This is a genomic window from Thermodesulfobacteriota bacterium, from assembly GCA_026415035.1.
In the GTDB taxonomy this organism is placed as follows: Bacteria; Desulfobacterota; BSN033; order BSN033; family UBA1163; genus RBG-16-49-23.
The window spans coordinates 26,583-45,485 of the sequence record JAOAHX010000018.1 but is presented as its reverse complement, the minus strand read 5'-3'; the positions used below and the strand labels follow the sequence as shown (position 1 = coordinate 45,485).

General features: G+C 56.8%; 17 protein-coding genes and 1 tRNA gene. 6 read left to right on the top strand and 12 right to left on the bottom strand.

All coding sequences use genetic code 11. The features are described from left to right. Nucleotides 1–4: 4 nt before the first annotated feature. From N3G78_10865 to N3G78_10845, 5 genes are all read right to left on the bottom strand, one after another. A complete protein-coding gene (locus tag N3G78_10865; protein MCX8118422.1) occupies nt 5–634 on the bottom strand; it encodes a helix-hairpin-helix domain-containing protein in 630 nt (209 codons plus the stop codon). Nucleotides 635–720: 86 nt separating this feature from the next. Continuing rightward, nucleotides 721–1,206: a crossover junction endodeoxyribonuclease RuvC gene (locus N3G78_10860; protein ID MCX8118421.1), complete on the bottom strand. Its 486-nt coding sequence runs from the start codon at nt 1,204–1,206 to the stop codon at nt 721–723. A gap of 94 nt (nt 1,207–1,300) precedes the next feature. Further along, nucleotides 1,301–2,050, bottom strand: coding sequence for a YebC/PmpR family DNA-binding transcriptional regulator (locus tag N3G78_10855; protein MCX8118420.1), 750 nt, complete (start codon nt 2,048–2,050; stop codon nt 1,301–1,303). 41 nt (nt 2,051–2,091) lie between these two features. Further along, a tRNA-Val gene (locus N3G78_10850) sits at nt 2,092–2,166 on the bottom strand. 58 nt (nt 2,167–2,224) lie between these two features. Continuing rightward, nucleotides 2,225–2,683: a hypothetical protein gene (locus tag N3G78_10845; GenBank protein ID MCX8118419.1), complete on the bottom strand. Its 459-nt coding sequence runs from the start codon at nt 2,681–2,683 to the stop codon at nt 2,225–2,227. Between the two features lie 204 nt (nt 2,684–2,887). Between N3G78_10845 and N3G78_10840 the strand changes: the two genes are divergently transcribed. From N3G78_10840 to N3G78_10820, 5 genes are all read left to right on the top strand, one after another. Further along, complete coding sequence (locus N3G78_10840) at nt 2,888–3,949, top strand: branched-chain amino acid ABC transporter permease (protein MCX8118418.1); 1,062 nt, start codon at nt 2,888–2,890, stop codon at nt 3,947–3,949. A gap of 42 nt (nt 3,950–3,991) precedes the next feature. After that, entirely contained in the window at nt 3,992–4,864 is an 873-nt protein-coding gene (locus N3G78_10835; protein ID MCX8118417.1) for a branched-chain amino acid ABC transporter permease, read from the top strand. Nucleotides 4,865–4,922: 58 nt separating this feature from the next. Beyond that, nucleotides 4,923–6,113 (top strand): ABC transporter substrate-binding protein, encoded by a 1,191-nt coding sequence (locus N3G78_10830; protein MCX8118416.1) that lies wholly within the window; start codon nt 4,923–4,925, stop codon nt 6,111–6,113. Between the two features lie 67 nt (nt 6,114–6,180). Continuing rightward, on the top strand, nt 6,181–6,972 hold the full coding sequence (locus tag N3G78_10825; GenBank protein MCX8118415.1) for an ABC transporter ATP-binding protein: 792 nt from the start codon (nt 6,181–6,183) through the stop codon (nt 6,970–6,972). A 28-nt stretch (nt 6,973–7,000) separates the two neighbouring features. Continuing rightward, on the top strand, nt 7,001–7,726 hold the full coding sequence (locus tag N3G78_10820; GenBank protein MCX8118414.1) for an ABC transporter ATP-binding protein: 726 nt from the start codon (nt 7,001–7,003) through the stop codon (nt 7,724–7,726). Between the two features lie 55 nt (nt 7,727–7,781). On the opposite strand, the gene N3G78_10815 is transcribed toward N3G78_10820, so the two are convergent. The 3 genes from N3G78_10815 to bioB form a co-directional block, all read right to left on the bottom strand. Next, complete coding sequence (locus N3G78_10815; protein ID MCX8118413.1) at nt 7,782–9,587, bottom strand: AMP-binding protein; 1,806 nt, start codon at nt 9,585–9,587, stop codon at nt 7,782–7,784. A gap of 13 nt (nt 9,588–9,600) precedes the next feature. Then, the gene (locus N3G78_10810) at nt 9,601–10,923 is read right to left on the bottom strand and encodes a DUF362 domain-containing protein (GenBank protein ID MCX8118412.1); all 1,323 of its coding nucleotides are present in this window, start codon (nt 10,921–10,923) and stop codon (nt 9,601–9,603) included. 213 nt (nt 10,924–11,136) lie between these two features. Further along, the gene (bioB, locus tag N3G78_10805; GenBank protein ID MCX8118411.1) at nt 11,137–12,108 is read right to left on the bottom strand and encodes a biotin synthase BioB; all 972 of its coding nucleotides are present in this window, start codon (nt 12,106–12,108) and stop codon (nt 11,137–11,139) included. Nucleotides 12,109–12,731: 623 nt separating this feature from the next. On the opposite strand from bioB, the gene N3G78_10800 reads away from it, so the two are divergent. Beyond that, nucleotides 12,732–14,525 carry a phosphoenolpyruvate carboxykinase (GTP) gene (locus N3G78_10800; GenBank protein ID MCX8118410.1) on the top strand — a complete coding sequence of 598 codons (1,794 nt, stop codon included), beginning with the start codon at nt 12,732–12,734 and terminating at the stop codon, nt 14,523–14,525. Here the strand turns inward: N3G78_10800 and N3G78_10795 are convergent. From N3G78_10795 to atpA, 4 genes are all read right to left on the bottom strand, one after another. Beyond that, nucleotides 14,506–14,913, bottom strand: coding sequence for a F0F1 ATP synthase subunit epsilon (locus N3G78_10795; GenBank protein ID MCX8118409.1), 408 nt, complete (start codon nt 14,911–14,913; stop codon nt 14,506–14,508). The two genes, N3G78_10800 and N3G78_10795, sit on opposite strands and share 20 nt — an antisense overlap. Nucleotides 14,914–15,022: 109 nt before the next feature. Further along, complete coding sequence (gene atpD, locus N3G78_10790) at nt 15,023–16,426, bottom strand: F0F1 ATP synthase subunit beta (protein ID MCX8118408.1); 1,404 nt, start codon at nt 16,424–16,426, stop codon at nt 15,023–15,025. Nucleotides 16,427–16,489: 63 nt separating this feature from the next. Further along, entirely contained in the window at nt 16,490–17,371 is an 882-nt protein-coding gene (gene atpG / locus N3G78_10785) for an ATP synthase F1 subunit gamma (GenBank protein MCX8118407.1), read from the bottom strand. A 4-nt stretch (nt 17,372–17,375) separates the two neighbouring features. Further along, a complete protein-coding gene (atpA, locus tag N3G78_10780) occupies nt 17,376–18,887 on the bottom strand; it encodes a F0F1 ATP synthase subunit alpha (protein MCX8118406.1) in 1,512 nt (503 codons plus the stop codon). Nucleotides 18,888–18,903: the final 16 nt, after the last annotated feature.

Here is an 18,903-nt window from a genome sequence, read left to right as displayed (position 1 = left end):
CCTTTTACGATGGATTTCCCCTCTGCCCCCGGTAGACCTCCTCGAAGAGCTCCTCGGGCGAGGAGACATTGGGGTTTCTCTTCAGCGCTTCCTGCACCAGCCGTTGCGCCTCGCTCACCTTGTGTCCGAGGTCCTTAACCAGCACCTCCTCCACCTGTCTCTTGAAATCCACCACCTCTTCCACCGGAACCTGGTCCTCTCGCATGAGGGCAAATTTTCCGACCTTCCCCTGGAGGGTGGCGATGATCTTATCGGCGGTCCGCCTGCCGATGCCCTTCAGACGCTCGAGGGTCTTCGAATCCCTCTCCTCGATGGCCCTCGCAATTTTGGGAATGGGCTCGACCAGGGCTTTGACCGCGGTCAGGGGTCCGATGTCCTCCACGGTGATGAACTTTTCGAAGAACTCCTTCTCCGGCTCACAGTTGAAGCCGATGAGGACCGGCTTGGGCTGCCGCTCCGTCTGTTGATAATGGATATAGAGTTTTACGATCTCCCCGTCCTCGCCCGCCTTTTTGGAGTTGAAGGTCCGGCGGACGATCGCCGGAAGGAGGACCTCATAGCCCACGCCGTTGGCGAGGACGACGATGCGGTCCTCCTCCTTCTTCAAGAGCTTGCCTTCGAGATAACGGATCATCCTCGACCTTTAAAGGGCTTCTGATAGTCCCGGGCCCGTCCCTTTCGGGAGGTGCCCTACCCCTTCGGCATCCAAACCGACTCCGTCTACCACCGAAAGTGTCTGCTTCGAGAAAGGCCGGTTAATGCCAAGGCCAGGGCATCGCCCGCATGGCTCGATCCGATCGGCCCATCGATCTTGAGCAACTGCCGGATCACCTTCTCCATCTGCTTCTTGTCAGCACGTCCGCTACCGGTCAGGGCGCTCTTCACCTCCGTGGGTTTGATCCCGATGACGGGAACGCCCATCTCCTGGGCGGCCAGGGAAATCACCCCCCTCACCTCCCCTAATTGGATGGCCGCCCTCGGAAAGGTTTTGAGCACGAAGACCTCCTCCATGGCCATAAGGTCCGGCCTCCACTCCTCGAGGAGCCCCTTGACATTGTCATAGATGGTCTTTAACCGGGAGGAGAGGGGATGGCCCGATCCGGTCCGGATCGTGCCCCAATGACAGGCCCTCCCCCCCCTGAAGAGGGCCTCCACAATTCCGAATCCGGTCATGGCCAGGCCCGGATCGATCCCGATGGCCTTCACCCCTTACCTCGCTTACTTAACTTAGATGTAAAAAAAGCCACCTATCTCGAACGATGGATATGGTGGCTTCGGCCTCCCGAGGGGGATTGGGTCTTTAAGCACTGAGTCGTTCCATCTCCTCGTCGGCGATGTCAAAATTGGCATAGACCTTCTGGACGTCGTCGGAATCCTCGAGCCCCTCCATGAGCTTGAGCATCTGTTCGGCCTCTTTTCCGGTGAGTCGGACAGTGGTCTGAGGGACCATCGTCACCTCGGCATAGCTATATTTGAAACCCGCTTCTTCGATGGCCTTCTTCACGCTCTCCAGCTGGGCCGGTGGGACCGTGACCTCGAATTCCTTGCCCGTGTCCTTCACATCGATCGCCCCGGCATCGAGGGCCACCTCGATCAGCCGGTCTTCGTCTGTCCCTTCCTTCTCCACCAAGATCAGCCCCTTTTTATCGAACATCCAGGAGACACATCCCGTCTCCCCCAGGCTTCCGTTATACTTCGAAAAGATGTGCCTCACCTCGGCCACGGTGCGATTTTTGTTGTCCGTCAAGACCTCGAGGAGCATCGCCACTCCCCCTGGGCCGTAGCCTTCGTAGGTCAAGGATTCGTAATGGGCGCCCTCCAGCTCTCCGGTCCCTTTTTTGATGGCCCGTTCGATATTCTCTTTCGGCATGTTCTCTGCCTTGGCAGCCTGGACCGCGGTTCGGAGCCTCGGGTTGGCATTGATATCTCCCCCGCCCACGCGGGCGGCGACCATGATCTCCCGGATCAGCTTCGTGAAGAGCTTTCCCCGTTTGGCGTCGGCCGCCCCTTTCTTCCGTTTAATGGTGCTCCATTTCGAATGTCCGGACATCGCTTCCCTCTTGCGAGTGGCAAGGCGAATCGAGAAAGAGATGGTGGGCGCTAGAGGATTTGAACCTCTGACTTCCTGCGTGTGAAGCAGGCGTTCTCCCCCTGAACTAAGCGCCCTCGTGCTGAATTATTATTGAACCGCTTCAAAATGTCAACCCCTTAAAGGAGCCGGGCGTTATCCTAAATACCTTTCGAGGATCATCCATTGGAGGGTATCGATGGGCCGTTTCGCCCCTCTCTCCTTCTGCAACGCCCGAATCCCGCACAGGATGCAAACCACCAGGGAATCGGAACGCTCCAAGGATTTCATCCCCTGCACCGAGGGGTGCCCTAATAGCCTCACCCTCATCTCCTTCACAAATCGATACAGGTCACGATAGACCGCCATGAGAGGGGCTGCCTCGTTGGTGACCCATTTGGGATCGAGATGCCTTCGAACCCCTCTCTCCAGGGCCTCCGACCAGCGTGCCAACCTTTCCTCGTTAATCTCCTGCCTTAGAATCTTCAGGATGTCCGTATGCTCGATATTCCAGGAGGTGAGTTCATCCATCTGTTCCTCGTAGGTCCTCTCCTCTTTCGGAGCGACCCTCTCCCTCTCCCCTCCCCCTCGAATCAGCTCGAAGAACTTCACCACCGGCCCTTCTCCCCCTTCCCCTTCTCTTCGCGAATGGACTATTTTATAGTGGAACCCTTCCTCTTTGTCAAATGAGGGGAGGGTTAACTCTCCGAACTTCTTTAAAAAAAGAGTTGACAAAAGCTGGGCGAGGCCTATAATAACATCACGCCTTGGAGGAAAACGATTTTAAATAAAGGATCCGTCCTAATCGGTTGACGTCTCGTGGATATCAAACGAAACTATTATGAAGACATCGAACTTTTCAAGAGCAACACCATTCTGGTCTGGAGCCTTCTCTTTCTCCTCTTTCTCGCCCTTTTGCCCTATCTCATCAAAACCTATCACCTTTTAGGCCTCTCCCTATATATCGTCAACCTGATCGCGGTCCATGCCATCGTCGCCGTCGGCCTGAACATCCTCGTCGGATATACCGGCCAGATCTCCATGGGACATGCCGGCTTCTTCGCCATCGGTGCTTTTGCTTCGGTCATCCTGGTCTCGAGGTGGAACCTTCCCCTTCTTGTTGCCCTTCCCCTCGCGGGATTCGCTTCCTCTGCCTTTGGATTCCTCTTGGGGCTCCCGGCCCTGCGACTGAAGGGGCCCTACCTCGCCATCGCGACCCTCGGGTTCGGCATGGCGGTGACCACGACCATCAAACACCTCGAATTCTTCGGTGGGCGGATGGGGCTGCAGGCCCCGAAACTCGAATTCCTCGGGGTGCCGATCAAAGATCTCCATTTTTATTACCTGATCATGGTCATCGCCACGGTCATGGTCATCGGTGCCGTGAAGTTGATGAAGACCCGGGTGGGCCGGGCCTTCATTGCCATTCGCGACAGCGACATCGCGGCCGAAGCCATGGGGGTCAATCTCACCTATTACAAGACCCTCGCCTTCGCCGTGAGCGCTTTTTATACCGGGATCGCAGGAGGCCTCTATGCCTTCATCCTGGGCTTCATCAACCCGGAGAGTTTCCACCTCATCATGTCGATCACCTTTTTGGCGATGGTGGTCGTCGGTGGATTGGGCTCGATCATGGGGTCCATCAGCGGAGCGGCCCTGATGACCTTTCTCGACATTAAACTGCAAGCCATCCAGGACATTTCTCTTATCGGGCCCGCCCTCGTCGCTTTTTCCCAGAAATACATGAGCATGGCAGGGATCTCAAACATCGCGGTCATCGTTTACGGCCTCATCATGATCCTCATCGTCCTCTTTGAACCGCTGGGAATCTTCGGATTCTGGATCCGTTGCAAGCGATACTGGAAGACCTGGCCCTTTTAAAAGGCTCAAAGTCGGATTTCGAATAGCTTCTCGGAGCCCAATATGCTGGGACAACTGATTGTGAGCGGATTGGCGGTGGGCGCCTGTTACGCCCTTCTGGCGCTGGCCATGGTTATCATCTATAAGACCTCCGAAGTCCTCAACTTTGCTCAGGGGGAGATGGCGATGATCAGCACCTTCATTGCCTTCACCCTCCTCGATACCTATAAGCTCCCTTTCCCCTACGCCCTGGCCCTCACCCTCCTGTTTGCCGTCCTCCTGGCGGTCTTCTTTGAATTTGCCTTCCTCAGGCGTGCCAAAGACCCGACGGTCCTCGGTCTGATCATCATCACCCTCGGCTTTGAAATGATCCTGATGGGATTTGTGGGATGGAAATGGGGTCCCGACCAGAGATCCCTCCCCTTCCCGGTCTCCAACATCGAGACCTACAACCTCTCGGGATTGGTGATCAGCAAAATCAACTTCTGGACGATCATCGTCTCCCTCTTCCTGATGTTCATCCTCTTTCTCTTCTTTCGTTATACGAAATGGGGCATCGCCATGCGGGCCACCCAACAGAATCAACTGGCGGCCCGCGTCATGGGGATCCGGACCAAATGGATCTACTCCTTCACCTGGGCTCTCAGCTCCATGGTCGGAGCCGTGGCGGGCATGCTCATCGCCGCCTTGGGCGTGCTCGATCCCCCCATGATGATGGATCCCCTCCTCAAAGGTTTCGCCTCGGGGGTCCTCGGCGGGATGACCAGTCTTCCGGGAGCCGCCCTGGGAGGGGCCCTGCTGGGAGTGATCGAAAATCTCTTCGGAGGCTACGTCTCCCTCTCGTTCAAATCGGTCGTGGCCTTTGCGATCATCGTCCTGATGCTCTGCGTGAGACCGAGCGGGTTATTGGCCAGGCATTACGTGAAAAAGGTTTAAACGAAGAGTCGGGGTCAACCGTTTAATGATGGGAAAACTAAGAAAGGAGGCGAATAGGATGAGGAAGCGTCAATGGGGGATCGGTCTTATTCTTACGATGTTTGGATTTCTCATCTCTTCTCCGACATGGGGTCAGGCCGTCCGGGGGGTTACGGACACAGAGATCCTCATCGGACAATGGGGGCCTCAAACCGGACCCGCTGCCCCTTGGGGAGCCGTGGCCAGAGGGACGGACCTTCTGGTCAAGATCATCAACGATGAGGGCGGGATCCACGGAAGAAAGATCCGATACTTTTTGCGGGACGACTCCTACATGCCGGCCAAGACCAAGGCCATCGCAAAGGAATTTGTAGAGCAGATCGGCGTCTTCGCCGTCGTGGGAGGCGTCGGGGTGGCCACCGGGATGACCGCCCGGGATTACCTGATGGAGAACAAAGTCCCCTGGTGCGGCCCGGTCACGGGCGTCTATGAATGGATCACCCCGATCCAAAAGTACCTCTTCGCCATCTACCCCCTCTACGACGATGAGGCCTTCAACCTCACGGGCTACCTCTATGAGAAGCTTGGGTTCAAAAAGATCGCCATGTTCTATCAGAACGACGATTACGGAAAACAGGGGCTTATGGGGGTGGAGCGCTATCTCTTGAAGCACAAATTGAAGCTGGTCGAGAAGGTCTCTGCGGAGGTGACCGACCGGGATCTCAGCACCCACGCCTTAAAATTGAAGAACTCCGGAGCCGAAGCGGTCATCATGTGGGCCATGCCCACCCATGCCGCCCTGCTTCTGGCGGAGACGGCCAAGATCGGATTCAAACCTCAGTGGGCGACAAGCAACACCCTTTCCGACGCGGCCCTGATGATGAGCATCACCAAAGGGTTATGGGCCGGAATGATCAACTCCTTCTTCGGTGAGCTTCCGGACTCCAACCATCCCCTGATGGTCAAATACCGAGAGGCCCAGAAGAAATATGCCCCCCAGGAGCGCTGGGGCGTCTTCTACTATGCCGGCATCATCTTCGCCGAGCCCTTCTTCGAAGGGCTCCGGAGGGCCGGGAGGAATTTGACCCCCGAGACCTGGGTGAGCGCCATGGAAACGCTCAAGAACTGGCAAGGCATCGGTCCGCCCATCACCTATGGTCCGGCGAAAACGCCGATGGACCGGCAGGGCGGGAAACATGTCTTCTATGGGAAGGTCCGTCCTGACGGCTCGATCGAGAGGCTCACGGACTGGATCCAGATCACGAAGTAGAGGGGGACAGGGCAGGGAGAGGACCCTCTCTGCCCGCCCCCGGCCTTCCTTGGGCGATCGAACTTCCATGGAGCCGATCCTAAAAATCGAAAACCTGACCATCTCCTTCGGGGGGATCAAGGCCCTCAACCGGGTGAGCTTCGAGGTCCAGAAGGGGACCATCTACTCGATCATCGGGCCGAACGGGGCGGGCAAGACGACCATCTTCAACTGCATCAGCGGGATCTATCCTCCTGACGCCGGAAAGATCTATTTCAAAGGGGAGGAGATCACCCATCTGAAGCCCCATCAGGTGGCCAAGAAAGGGATCGCCCGGACCTTTCAGAACATCGAGCTCTTCTCCCACATGACCACGATGGATAACCTGATGCTGGGCCGTCACATCCACATGAAAACGGGCGTCTGGAGCGGAGCCACCTTCCTCAATAAGAATTCAAAGGCCGCCCGGGAGGAGATCGAACATCGGCGGAAGGTGGAAGAGATCATCGACTTCCTGGACTTGCAATCCGCAAGAAACCAGTTTGTGATCAATCTCCCTTACGGGACCCGAAAACTGGTGGAATTGGGCCGGGCCCTGGCCCTGGAACCGGAGTTGATCCTTCTCGACGAACCTTCCGCAGGGATGAACCTCGAGGAGAAGATGGACATGATCTTCTCCATCCAGGACATCCGGGACGATCTCGGCATCACGGTCCTGCTCGTCGAGCATGACATGAACCTGATCATGGAGGTCTCTGACCGAATCCTGGCCCTCAATTTCGGAGAGAAGATCGCCGAGGGGTTGCCCCAGGAGATCCAGAGGCATCCCGAGGTCTTGAAGGCCTATTTAGGAGAGGAAGAGAGCCTTGCTCAACGTTAAAAACATCGAAACCTTCTATGGTCTCATCATGGCAATCCGGGGAGTCTCCCTCGAGGTCCAGGAGAAACAGATCGTCTCCATCCTCGGGGCCAACGGCGCCGGAAAGACGACCATCCTCAAGACGATCATGGGGCTCCTGGAAGATCAACCCGACAAGGGGACGATCGAATTCATGGGCAAGAGGATCGACGGGAAGGACGCCGAGGAGATCGTCCATCTCGGCATCTCCTACGTCCCCGAGGGACGAGAGGTCTTTCCCGAGTTGAGCGTCGACGAAAACTTGAAGATGGGGGCCTACACCCGAAGGGACAAAAAGGGGATCCGGGAGGACTACGAACGGGTCCTCCACCACTTTCCCATCCTTCGGCAGAGAAAGGATCAGTGGGCGGGGACGCTCAGCGGTGGCGAACAGCAGATGCTGGCCATCGGGAGGGCCCTGATGGCCCGTCCCAAACTCTTGATGCTCGATGAACCCTCTCTGGGGCTCTCCCCCCTTCTCGTCAAGGAGATCTTCGGCATCATCCAGACGATCAACGATGAGGGGACGACGATCCTCCTCGTGGAACAGAATGCGAAGATGGCCTTGAGGATTTCGGACTACGCCTTCGTCCTCGAAAGCGGAAGGATCGTGGCGGCCAATAAACCCGAAATCCTTCTTCAGGACGAGGATGTCAAAGAATTCTATCTCGGCATCCGTTCTGAGGAATCGGCCAAAGGCTATCAGAGGTGGAAACGGAAGAAACGCTGGCGGTAAGCATCGGAGAATTTTTGGGTCTTGGCCCTCGAAGGGCGCATCTGGAATTTCCCTTTCAATCCCCCCTATACAACTTTTCAATCACGTCCTTGTAAGCCTCGTTGATCGCCTTGCGCTTCACCTTCATGGTCGGCGTCACCTCGCCATCCTCCTCGTAGAGCTTCTTGGGGATGATGGCGAACTTCTTGACCTGCTCCACCTGGGCAAGGGTCTTATTGACCCGGTCCACCTCCTTCTGAATCAGCTGCCGGATCTCCGGCGCCTGGGTGAGGCTGGCATAGGTGCTGAACTGGATCTTGTGATCCTGAGCATATTTGATCACGTTCTCCTCGTCGATGGCGATGAGGGCCACGAGATATTTCCGACGGTCGCCGATGACGATGGCATCGTTGATGTAGGGGCTGAATTTGAGCTGATTCTCGATGTTCTGGGGGGCGATGTTCTTTCCGCCCGCGGTGATGATCAGGTCCTTCTTCCGGTCGGTGATCTTCAAAAACCCATCCTCGTCCAGCTCTCCCACGTCTCCCGAGTGGAGCCATCCGTCTTTGAGCGTCTCGGCAGTGGCCTCGGGGTTCTTAAAATAGCCCTTGAAGACGCCCGGCCCCCTCACCAGGATCTCTCCGTCCTCGGCGATCTTCACCTCGACGCCCGGAAGGGGTTGGCCGACCTTCCCGATCTTGAGTCGTCCCTTCTGGCTGACGGTGGTGACGCCCGTCCCCTCGGTCTGGCCGTAGCCCTCCACAAGGGGAAGGCCGATGGCGTTGAAGAACTTCAGGACGTCCGGGGAGATGGGAGCGGCCCCGGAGTAGGCGATCCGCACCCGGTCGAAGCCCAGACGTTCCTTGAGCTTACGGAAGACCGCCGCATAGGCGGCCAGATAAGCCGCTTTTAAATAGAAGGGAATGGGCTTAAAGTTCAACTTCCGATCGGCATACTTCATGCCGATCCCCATACAGGCCTTGAAGACCGTCCGCTTGAACCAGGTGGCGTCAGCCATCCGGATCATGATCCCCGAGGCATACTTCTCCCAGATGCGGGGCACCCCGCAGGTGATCGTCGGAGAGACCTCCCGCATATTCTCCATCACCGTGTCGGGACTCTCGATGAAATTGCAGACCGTCCGGTAACGGATATTGATCATCACCGTGAAGAGCTGTTCGAAGATGTGGCACAGGGGGAGGTAGGAGAGCGTTTCGTCGCCGTCCTTCACGGGATTCACCCGGGTCATGGCCTCGCTCATGAAGAGGAGGTTGGCATGGGTGAGCATGGCTCCCTTGGGAGGCCCGGTGGTGCCGGAGGTGTAGATGAGGACCGCCAGGTCTTCAGGTTGGACCTCTCCCAGGCGCTGCTCAAAGAGACCGGGATGTTTCTCATCGAACTCCTTTCCCCGCTTTAACAGGTCGTCGAAGCTCATCAGGAGAGGGTCAGGGTAACGCTTCAATCCCTCCATATCCATCACGATCACCTTTTCGAGATGGGGGGTATCCTTCCTGAACTTGAGGGTCTTGTCGAACTGCTCCTCGTTCTCCGCGAAATAGAATCTCGAACCGGAATTCTGGACGATGTAGCCGCACTGTTCTGGGGCATTGGTCGTATAGATGCCGGTGGTCACTCCTCCTGCGGACATGATCCCGAAGTCGGCATAGACCCACTCCGGCCGGTTCTCGCTGATGATGGAGACGCACTCCCCTTTCTTCAGGCCGAGGCTGATCAGCCCCATGGCCACCTGCCTCACCTTCTCGCCATACTGCTTCCAGGTGACATCGTGCCAGATCCCGTAATCCTTGTGGCGTAAGGCCACCCGATCGGGACATTCCCTCACATTCCGATAAAAATAGGTGAGTAAAGTCTCCTGCCCCATGCCGGACTCCTCGTTAAACCACCCGGTAGAAGGATTCGTCGAATTCGGGTTTCCCTTCAAATCGTTTAAGGAAGAACCCTGCCGCCATATCCATATGTTCGAAAAAGGATGGATTTGCCTCGATGCCCGCCCTCTGGAGGGCCTGGAGGGCCTCTTTCAGATCGGGCGGACATCCTTTCACCGCGATCATCTCCTGGATATGTTCGCTGTCCTTATTCGCCTGAACCATGCACTTTCCCAGAAGGATCGTCTTCTTCTTTCCCGGGGTCGGCTTCATCCTCTTGCCGGTCAGGATCTCGATTTCGTCCCAGGGTTTTCCCCTCCAGGCATGGGCGATCGCCATGAGCATGATCGTGGTGAAACCGGAACAGTAGGTACAGATGGTATCATCATACTTTCGATACGTCAATCCCTTGATGCCAAGCTTCTCCATGGGTTTTGGAAGCGTTCCATCCTCAGTATAAGGAAACGCATACTCATGGAAGGAAGAAACCGCCTCCATCCTTTCCCCCATCACTTCGACATCGGAGAAGTCGAGGGGCCTTCCCCAGTCTTGTGAGGCATACCGGAGATAGGGGACCTCGGAGGGCTCATAGCCTAACACCTTGGCTCCCACCTTGTCCGCTGAAAAGAGATCGGGAGAGGCGATAAGGAGATTTGTCCTCCTCAACCTTCCCTCGAAAAAAGGGCCTCTTTCTGCCGTGAAGATCCCGTCGAGCAGGGTAAAGGAGGGCGGAAGTTTGTTGGCGAGCCGGGCGACCCAGTAGCTGAGGTTCTTCTCGGGGTCCGGGTTGTGGCACCTCTTTCGGGAGGGGACGTCCACCAGCCCCTTCAGGTTCTTGATTCCGAGGCTCACCACGGTCTGGGCATGGGTTTTTAACACGGGGAGGTTGACCACGAAGTCGGCCTCGAGGATATCTTCATTGAAGTTGAGGACCACCCCTGCCCCCAGATCGACCTTCCGAAAGGGCCGCTCGAAGACGTCCAGGGTCTTGATCCCGTAGCGTTTCTTCAGGAGATTGTACCCGAGGGTTTCAAAGGCGTGAGCAGGGGTCTCCCTGTCCTTCGGGTCGAAGGTGGTGATCCCTTCAGCGATAGTGATATCGTCGATGCCGCGTTCTTTGAGAAGGACCACCATATCTTCCACGACCCGTGAGGTCGTCACCACCCCCCATTTCGGGAAGGGAGTGGTCCGGGTCCAGAAGACGATGTTGGGTTTAATAAAGACCCTTCCTTTGGCAGGAAGGTGATCGAGACCTCGGCAGAGGTCCACCGCTCTTCGTACCGACCCCAAAGGATTTTCGTATCGGACGATGGCCACGGGGTGTTTCTTCACGCCGATCCCTCGGGCGAGATGGAATCTCCTCTGATCGCAAGCATGTTATACATCAAGGAACAAGGGGTGTCAAACACTTCCTCAGGCCTCGTGTTTTCTCCTAAGAAGGCGGACTAAAAAGGGGATGAAATTTGGAATGGGGAAAGGGTATCGATCTGTGGCGTTGTTGGGAGGTTTATGGAGGGGAGAAGTCGGAATACCTCCCCATCCTTTTCAGGCAATGATGAATCCAAGGTCCTTTACCATTTGAAGGTCTTCCTCCGGTTTTCTCCCTTTTGTGGTAAGGTATCCACCGATCATCATCCCATTTGCCCCCGCAAAAAAGATCATCGATTGGAGGTCTCTTAGATTGACCTCTCTGCCCCCGCATACGATGATATCTTTTTGCGGCAAGATCAATCGAAAAAGGGAGATGATTTTGAGGCATTCCATGGGGGTTAGAAATCTTGCCTTCTCAAGTCGTGTACCGGGGATGGGGTTTAAAAAATTGATCGGAACCGAGTCAACATCGAGTTCCTTAAGCGTGTAGGCCAATTCGATACGATGCTCCCAGGATTCGCCCATCCCGAAGAGGCCACCGCAGCACACCCGGAATCCCAATTCTTTAGCCATTTGAATTGTACTGAGATCCTCCTCGTAGCTATGGGTCGTACAGATGTGCTTAAAAAAACTCCGGGCGGTCTCAAGATTATGGTGATAATGTCCTAAGCCCGCCTTTTTAAGCCTTGTAAGGGACCTCCTGTCGAGAATCCCGAGCGAGGCACAGGGCTCGAGGGAGGTTTCTCTCAAGATCCCCACAATCGAATGTTCGATACCCTTGAGTTCATCCTCGGTTGGGGCATAGCCACTCATCACGATCGAAAAGTGGCGCGCCTGACTCTTTGCTGCCTCTTTGGCCTCCTGAATCACCCTCTCCTCGCCAACAAATGGATAGGTTGGTATCTGGGTAGGATGATAGACCGATTGCGAACAGAAAGCACAATCTTCTCCACAAAGCCCTGATTTTGCATTGATGATGGAGCAGAGGTTGATTTTATTCCCCTTAAACCTGGCCCTGGCTTGATTTGCAAGGGATATGATCTCGAGAACATTTTCATGACCTATCTGAAGTATTCCTCTGGCCTCTTCTTCGGAGAGGCCTTCCCCGGATAAAACTTTCTCCTCTAATCGACCCAAATTTTTCATAAATAAAGAGGGCTCCTTTTAATGGGTTTCATTCAAAAGAGACGTGATCCCAAGGGCGAAATCCTTTTCTTTTCCAAGCGAGGCTGTCATCAAGGCCTGGTGATCCTACCACACCCAAACCAAAAAATGAGGGAAGATTTGAAAAAGAATAAGATAGGATAAAAATAATGTCAACCTGTTATCAATTAAAAGTTGACAATCATGCCCCATTTATTTTGCCATTCTCTTGGGCCTGCTTGAAGACGACAACCGACCTTTCGCCCTTTTTCCATAAAAGGTTAGAGAAGAGAAGGCCTACCCTGCCCCTTTAAACCTTCCTGGCCATCCCTGAGGCCAAGGTCCTCCGGAGGTGGGGGCGTTCTTCCGAAATGGTTCAATCCATGAAAGCTCCACCTAAACAGCCTGAAAGGGCTTTATGCCTACTCAAGAGAAAGAGAACACCGTTTTATCCTCATTGCCATGAAAGCCCCCGACCGGCTCCTTCAATTGATCGCAAAACCAGTGGCCAATCTTTTATAATTGCCTTAACTTGAACTTGAAAAGTAAGGCCATTAGGTATATAAAGACGTACAACCCCAGAACCCCCTTTAAGTTGAATATAAATCAAAAAGGAGAATCGACCGATGGCGACTCCTCTGGAGGAATGGGTGGAAGAGCAGGCCCGGTTGACCGAGCCGGAGCGGATCTACTGGTGTGACGGTTCCGAGGAAGAGGCCCATCGCCTCATCGAGATCGGGATGAAGGAGGAGAGGATCGAAGCCCATCCGATTTTTCATCCACTGAATCAGAGGACCTTTCCCTACGCGTATCTCCATCGAAGCCATCCCACCGATGTGGCCAGGACCGAGCACCTCACCTATGTCTGCCATCCCGAGAAAGATCTCGCAGGGCCCAACAATAACTGGATGGATCCCAAAGAGGCCAAGGCCCTTCTCACCTCTTTAACGAAGGGCTGCATGAGAGGGCGCACCATGTATGTGCTCCCTTATATGATGGGCCATCCCGATTCCCCCTATGCCAAGGCCTGCGTTCAGTTGACCGATGTCTCTTACGTCGCCATCAGCATGCGGATCATGACGCGCATGGGAAAGGAGGTCGTCGAGAAGATCGGGAGGAGAGAGGATTTCGTCAAGGGCCTTCACTCCATAGGCGACTTCGACCCGAATCGCCGTTTCATCATGCACTTTCCTGACGAATACCTCGTCTGGAGCATCGGTTCGGGCTACGGTGGAAATGCCCTCCTCGGAAAGAAATGCTTCTCCCTCAGGATCGCCTCCTGGCAGGGGTTGAAGGAAGGGTGGCTGGCGGAACACATGGTCATCATCGGTGTCGAGGACCCGGAAGGCGAGGTGACTTACCTCGCGGCGGCCATGCCATCGGCCTGCGGAAAGACGAACCTTGCCATGCTGGAATCGACCCTGCCCGGCTACAGGGTCTGGACCCTCGGAGACGATATCGCCTGGCTCAACGTCGGACCGGACGGTCGGCTCTGGGCCATCAATCCTGAAATCGGACTCTTCGGTGTGGCTCCGGGCACCTCGATGAAGACCAATCCAAACATGATGAAGACCCTGACGGCGGGGAGATGCTTTCCGGTCCTATTCACCAATACCGCCTTGAACCCCGAGACAAACGAGCCCTGGTGGGAGGGGATGGACGGAGAGGTCCCGAATCGCCTTCTGGACTGGCAGGGCCAGCCCTGGAGCCCCGGAGGCGAAAAGAAGGCCGCCCATCCCAATGCGAGGTTCACCGTCTCGATCGAGCAGGTACCGACCCTCTCCAAAGAGTTTGCCAATCCCGCAGGGGTGCCGATCTCGGCCATCCTGATCGGAGGGCGCCGGAGCCACCTGATCCCGCTGGTCACGGAGGGATTCGACTGGGCCCACGGCGTCTTTTTAGGGGCGAGAAACGGCTCCGAAACGACCGCCGCGGCCCTCCATCAGATCGGGGTCCTGAGAAGGGATCCGATGGCCATGCTTCCCTTCTGCGGGTATAATATGGGGATGTATTTCGGCCACTGGCTCCGGATGGGAGAGAGGCTGGCACACCCGCCGAGAATCTTTTCGGTCAACTGGTTCAGGCTCGACGAGGAGGGCCGATTTCTCTGGCCTGGATTCGGAGAGAATATCCGGGTGTTGAAGTGGATCGTCGATCGGGTCAGGGGCCGGGTGGGTGCAAGGGAGACCCCTCTCGGGCTCGTCCCTCATCTCAACGAGATCGAACGGGAGGGGTTGGGCCTCTCCGAAGAAAGGCTTGCGAAACTCTTCGAGATCCATCCCCGGGAGTGGGACGACGAGATCTTGGGCATCGAAAAGTTCTTCGAACAATTCGGCCGGACCATGCCCGAGGCGATTTCGAAGGCCCTCGGCCTCCTGAAAGCCCGCCTCTCCAAAGGGATCACCCCTGGGCCAGTTTGAGCCGGGTGACCGCACGGAGGAGGGCCACCTTGGCCCGGTTGATGTCCGTATCCGGTGCCCTTTCAGCCAGGCGTTTTTCGGCCCTCTCTTTGGCCCGTTGAGCCCTTGCGGTATCGATCTCTTCCGGCCGTTCGGCAGCATCGGCCAGGAGGATGACCCTCTTCCCATCCGTCATTAGAAAGCCGGTGCTGGTAAAGAGGTTCAACTTCTCCCCCCCTGGCTTTGTGATCCGGGTGATGCCCACCTGCAGGCTTGAGACAAAAGGGGTATGTCCGGGAAGGATCCCGAAGTAACCGACCGTTCCGGGCGCAACCACCGATTCGACCGGTTCGCTGAAGACGACCCTCTTTAAGGTCACGACATCGAGGATAAAGGGCTGATCATCCATCTCGATTACTTACCCGATCCAAAAACGATCCCATTTCTCAGATGTTTTATCCCCACTCAATCCCTGGAGATCGTTCCCGGTTTCTCGCTTCCCATTACGAGCTTTTGTTTCAGTGGATTCCCTCCTGTAACCGCTTTGCCTTTTCGACCGCCTCTTCGATCTTTCCCACCATGTAGAAGGCCTGTTCGGGCAGGTCGTCGTGCTTTCCTTCGAGGATCTCCTTGAAGCCCTTGATCGTATCGGGCAAGGGGACATAGCGTCCCGGGGTGCCGGTGAATTGTTCGGCCACGAAGAAGGGCTGGGAGAGGAAACGCTGAATCCTTCGGGCCCGATGGACGATCAGCTTGTCCTCCTCCGAAAGCTCTTCCATGCCGAGGATGGCGATGATGTCCTGAAGTTCTTTATAACGTTGAAGGACCTGCTGGACCCCCCGGGCTACCCGGTAGTGTTCCTCGCCGACGATGCGCGGATCGAGGATCCTCGACGTGGAGTCGAGGGGGTCCACGGCAGGATAGATGCCCAGCTCGGCCAGCTGCCTCGAAAGCACCGTGGTCGCATCGAGATGGGAAAAGGTCGTGGCCGGAGCCGGATCGGTCAGGTCATCCGCAGGGACATAGATGGCCTGGACCGAGGTGATCGATCCCCTCTTGGTCGAGGTGATCCGTTCCTGCAGCTCGCCCATCTCCGTCGAGAGGGTGGGTTGGTAGCCCACGGCCGATGGCATCCGGCCGAGGAGGGCCGAAACCTCGGAGCCCGCCTGGACAAATCGGAAGATGTTATCGATGAAGAGGAGGACGTCCTGGCCCTCTTCATCCCGGAAGTATTCGGCCTGGGTGAGGGCGGAGAGGCCGACCCTGAGCCTGGCGCCGGGAGGCTCGTTCATCTGACCGAAGACGAGGACGGTCTTGTCGATCACGCCCGAGGCCTTCATCTCGAGCCAGAGGTCGTTTCCTTCGCGGGTCCTCTCGCCCACGCCGCCGAAGACCGAAAACCCTCCGTGTTCGGTCGCGATGTTTCGAATCAACTCCATGATCAGGACGGTCTTTCCCACGCCCGCGCCCCCGAAGAGGCCGACCTTTCCGCCTTTGGCATAGGGCTCGAGGAGGTCGATCACCTTGAGGCCTGTTTCGAAGACCTGGGTGGAAGGGACCTGCTCCTCGAAGGGCGGGGGATGGCGATGGATGGGATAGCGCTTCTTGGCGGGACATTCGCCCAACTTATCGATGGGCTCTCCGAGGAGGTTGAAGACCCTCCCCAGGGTCTCTCTTCCGACCGGCATGGTGATGGGCTCTCCGGTATCGACGGCAGCCATCCCACGGACCAGACCGTCCGTTGAGGAGGTCGCCACGCACCGGACGACATTGTCACCCAAATACTGGGCGACCTCCACGATCAGTTTCGTCCCGTCCGGTTTGTCGATCCGGATGGCATTGTAGATGGCTGGAAGCTCTTCGGTGAAATATTCGACGTCCACGACCGGACCGATGACCCTCAAGACTTTCCCGACCTTCAATGTCTTACCTCCTGGCGAAGTTAGAAGATTTAAGTCGAAAGGCCCCCCTAACACCCCCCGACCCTATTTTTTCTTTTGGGCCAGCCGCAGGGCCTCGGCGCCCGTGGTCACCTCCAGGAGTTCCTTGGTGATGGAGGCCTGCCTCGCCTTGTTGTAACTGAGGGTGAGGGTGGAGATCATCTCCTCCGCATTCTCCGTGGCCGATTTCATCGAGACCATCCGGGCCCCCTGCTCGCTTGCGACCGACTCGACAAGGCCTTTATAAATCTGCGCTTCGAGATATTTGGGCAGGAGTTGGGCCATGATCTCTTCGGCCGAGGGTTCGAAGATCGGCTCTCCCTTCACCTCTCCTCCCCCCTTGGCCCTCTCCGGACTTTCGAGGGGGAGGAGTCGGAGGAGCGTGGGGTGGGTGGAGATGGCCGATTGAAACCGGGTATAGATCAGGTGGACCTCGTCGTAGAGGGCCTCCTTAAAACCTTTGATGATCACCCCGGAGATTTCTCTTACCTCCTGGAGGGTGATCTCCTTCGAGAGCTGAAGGAGGGTATAATCGATCGGATAGGCCTTCTTCTTGAAGAAGTCGTGGCCTTTTCTGCCGATGAGGATGAGCCGGATCTCTTTGTCCGGGAAACGGCTGATGAACCGAGTCGCCTCGGCAATCGCATTGGCGTTGTATCCGCCGCAGAGCCCCTTGTCCGAGGTGATCAGGACGAGGCCGATCCGTTTCACCTCCCGTTTGACGAGAAGGGGATGGTCAATCCGGGGAAGAGAAGGGGCCAGGCTCTGCATTAACTCCTGAATCTTCTCCGCGTAGGGTCGGGCCGAACGGAGACGCTCCTCGGCCCGCTTGAGGCGGGAGACCGCGATCATCTCCATGGCGCGGGTGATCTGCTGGATGCTGATGACGCTTCGGATTCTTCGTCGGATCTCTTTGGTTCCGGGCATGGGGTCAGGTCACCACAAAATTCTTCTTATATTCCTGGGCCGCCTGATGGAGGAGCCTGGAGGTCTCCTCGGAAAGCTCCTTCGTCTCGCGGATGGCCTTGGGGATCTGGGGATACTTCTCGCGGATGAAGGGATAGAACCCGGCTTCGAAATCTTTCACCTTTTCCACCGGGAGGTCGTCGAGATAGCCATTCTCCGCGACGAAGATGATCATCACCTGATTCTCCACGGGCATCGGGCTGTACTGGGGCTGTTTCAGGATCTCCACCAGACGCTCTCCCCGGGTGATCTGGGCCTGGGTGGCCTTGTCCAGCTCCGAGCCGAATTTGGCAAAGGCGACCAGCTCCCGATACTGGGCGAGGTCAAGCCGGAGCATCCCGGCCACCTTCTTCATGGCCTTGATCTGGGCATTGCCTCCGACCCTCGAGACCGAGAGGCCTACGGAGACCGCGGGCCGGACCCCGGCATAGAAGAGGTCGCTTTCGAGATAGATCTGGCCGTCGGTGATGGAGATGACATTGGTCGGGATATAGGCCGAGTAGTCCCCTGCCTGGGTCTCCACAATGGGAAGCGCGGTGAGGGAGCCTCCTCCGAGGTCATCGCTCAGTTTGGCCGCCCGCTCCAGGAGCCTGGAGTGGAGGTTGAAGATGTCCCCTGGAAAGGCTTCCCGGCCAGGAGGTCTCCTCAGGAGAAGAGAGATCTGCCGATAGGCCACCGCATGCTTCCAGAGGTCGTCATAGATGATCAGGGCATGGCGCCCGGTATCCCTGAACTCCTCTCCCATGGCGCAGCCCGCATAGGGGGCGACATACTGCATGGGAGCAGGGTCGCTGGCCGTGGCGGAGACGACGATGGTATATTCCATCGCCCCATACTCCTGAAGGGTGTTGACCACCGAGGCCACGGTCGACTGCTTCTGCCCGATGGCCACGTAGATGCAGATGACGTCCCCGCCCTTCTGGTTGAGAATCGTGTCCACCGCGATAGCCGTCTTTCCCGTCTGCCGGTCGCCGATGATGAGCTCCCGCTGCCCCCTTCCGATGGGGATCATCGAGTCGATACACTTGAGCCCGGTCTGGAGGGGCTCCTTCACGGGCTGGCGTTCCACGACATTGGGCGCGGTGCCTTCGATCAAACGAAATTTCTCCGTATGGATCGGTCCCTTCCCGTCGATGGGCTGGCCCATGGCATTGACGATCCGGCCGATCAGGGCATCGCCCACAGGAACCGAAAGGACTCTTCCGGTCCGCTTCACGGGATCGCCCTGCTCGATCTGGGTGAAGTCTCCGAGGATCATCGCACCGATATGGTCCTCGTCGAGGTTGAGGGCCATCCCCAAAATCCCTTTGGGGAACTCGAGCATCTCCGAGGCCATGCAGCCCGGGAGGCCCTTGATCCGGGCAATCCCGTCGCCGGCTTCGATCACCTCTCCGATCTCCTCGGCCTCGGTCTTAATCTGGTATTGCTCGATATGGCGTCTGAGTATGGCTGATATCTCTTCTGGTTTGATCTTCAGTTCCACGTCTCCACCC

Bases quoted from the DNA above. Each gene is read 5' to 3' on its own strand.
- N3G78_10815 (MCX8118413.1), bottom strand. From the start codon at position 9,587: ATGGGGCAGGAGACTTTACTCACCTATTTTTATCGGAATGTGAGGGAA.
- bioB (MCX8118411.1), bottom strand. From the start codon at position 12,108: ATGAAAAATTTGGGTCGATTAGAGGAGAAAGTTTTATCCGGGGAAGGC.
- N3G78_10830 (MCX8118416.1), top strand. From the start codon at position 4,923: ATGAGGAAGCGTCAATGGGGGATCGGTCTTATTCTTACGATGTTTGGA.
- N3G78_10795 (MCX8118409.1), bottom strand. From the start codon at position 14,913: ATGGATGATCAGCCCTTTATCCTCGATGTCGTGACCTTAAAGAGGGTC.
- N3G78_10835 (MCX8118417.1), top strand. From the start codon at position 3,992: ATGCTGGGACAACTGATTGTGAGCGGATTGGCGGTGGGCGCCTGTTAC.
- atpG (MCX8118407.1), bottom strand. From the start codon at position 17,371: ATGCCCGGAACCAAAGAGATCCGACGAAGAATCCGAAGCGTCATCAGC.
- N3G78_10820 (MCX8118414.1), top strand. From the start codon at position 7,001: ATGGCAATCCGGGGAGTCTCCCTCGAGGTCCAGGAGAAACAGATCGTC.
- N3G78_10855 (MCX8118420.1), bottom strand. From the start codon at position 2,050: ATGTCCGGACATTCGAAATGGAGCACCATTAAACGGAAGAAAGGGGCG.
- N3G78_10865 (MCX8118422.1), bottom strand. From the start codon at position 634: ATGATCCGTTATCTCGAAGGCAAGCTCTTGAAGAAGGAGGAGGACCGC.
- N3G78_10800 (MCX8118410.1), top strand. From the start codon at position 12,732: ATGGCGACTCCTCTGGAGGAATGGGTGGAAGAGCAGGCCCGGTTGACC.
- N3G78_10825 (MCX8118415.1), top strand. From the start codon at position 6,181: ATGGAGCCGATCCTAAAAATCGAAAACCTGACCATCTCCTTCGGGGGG.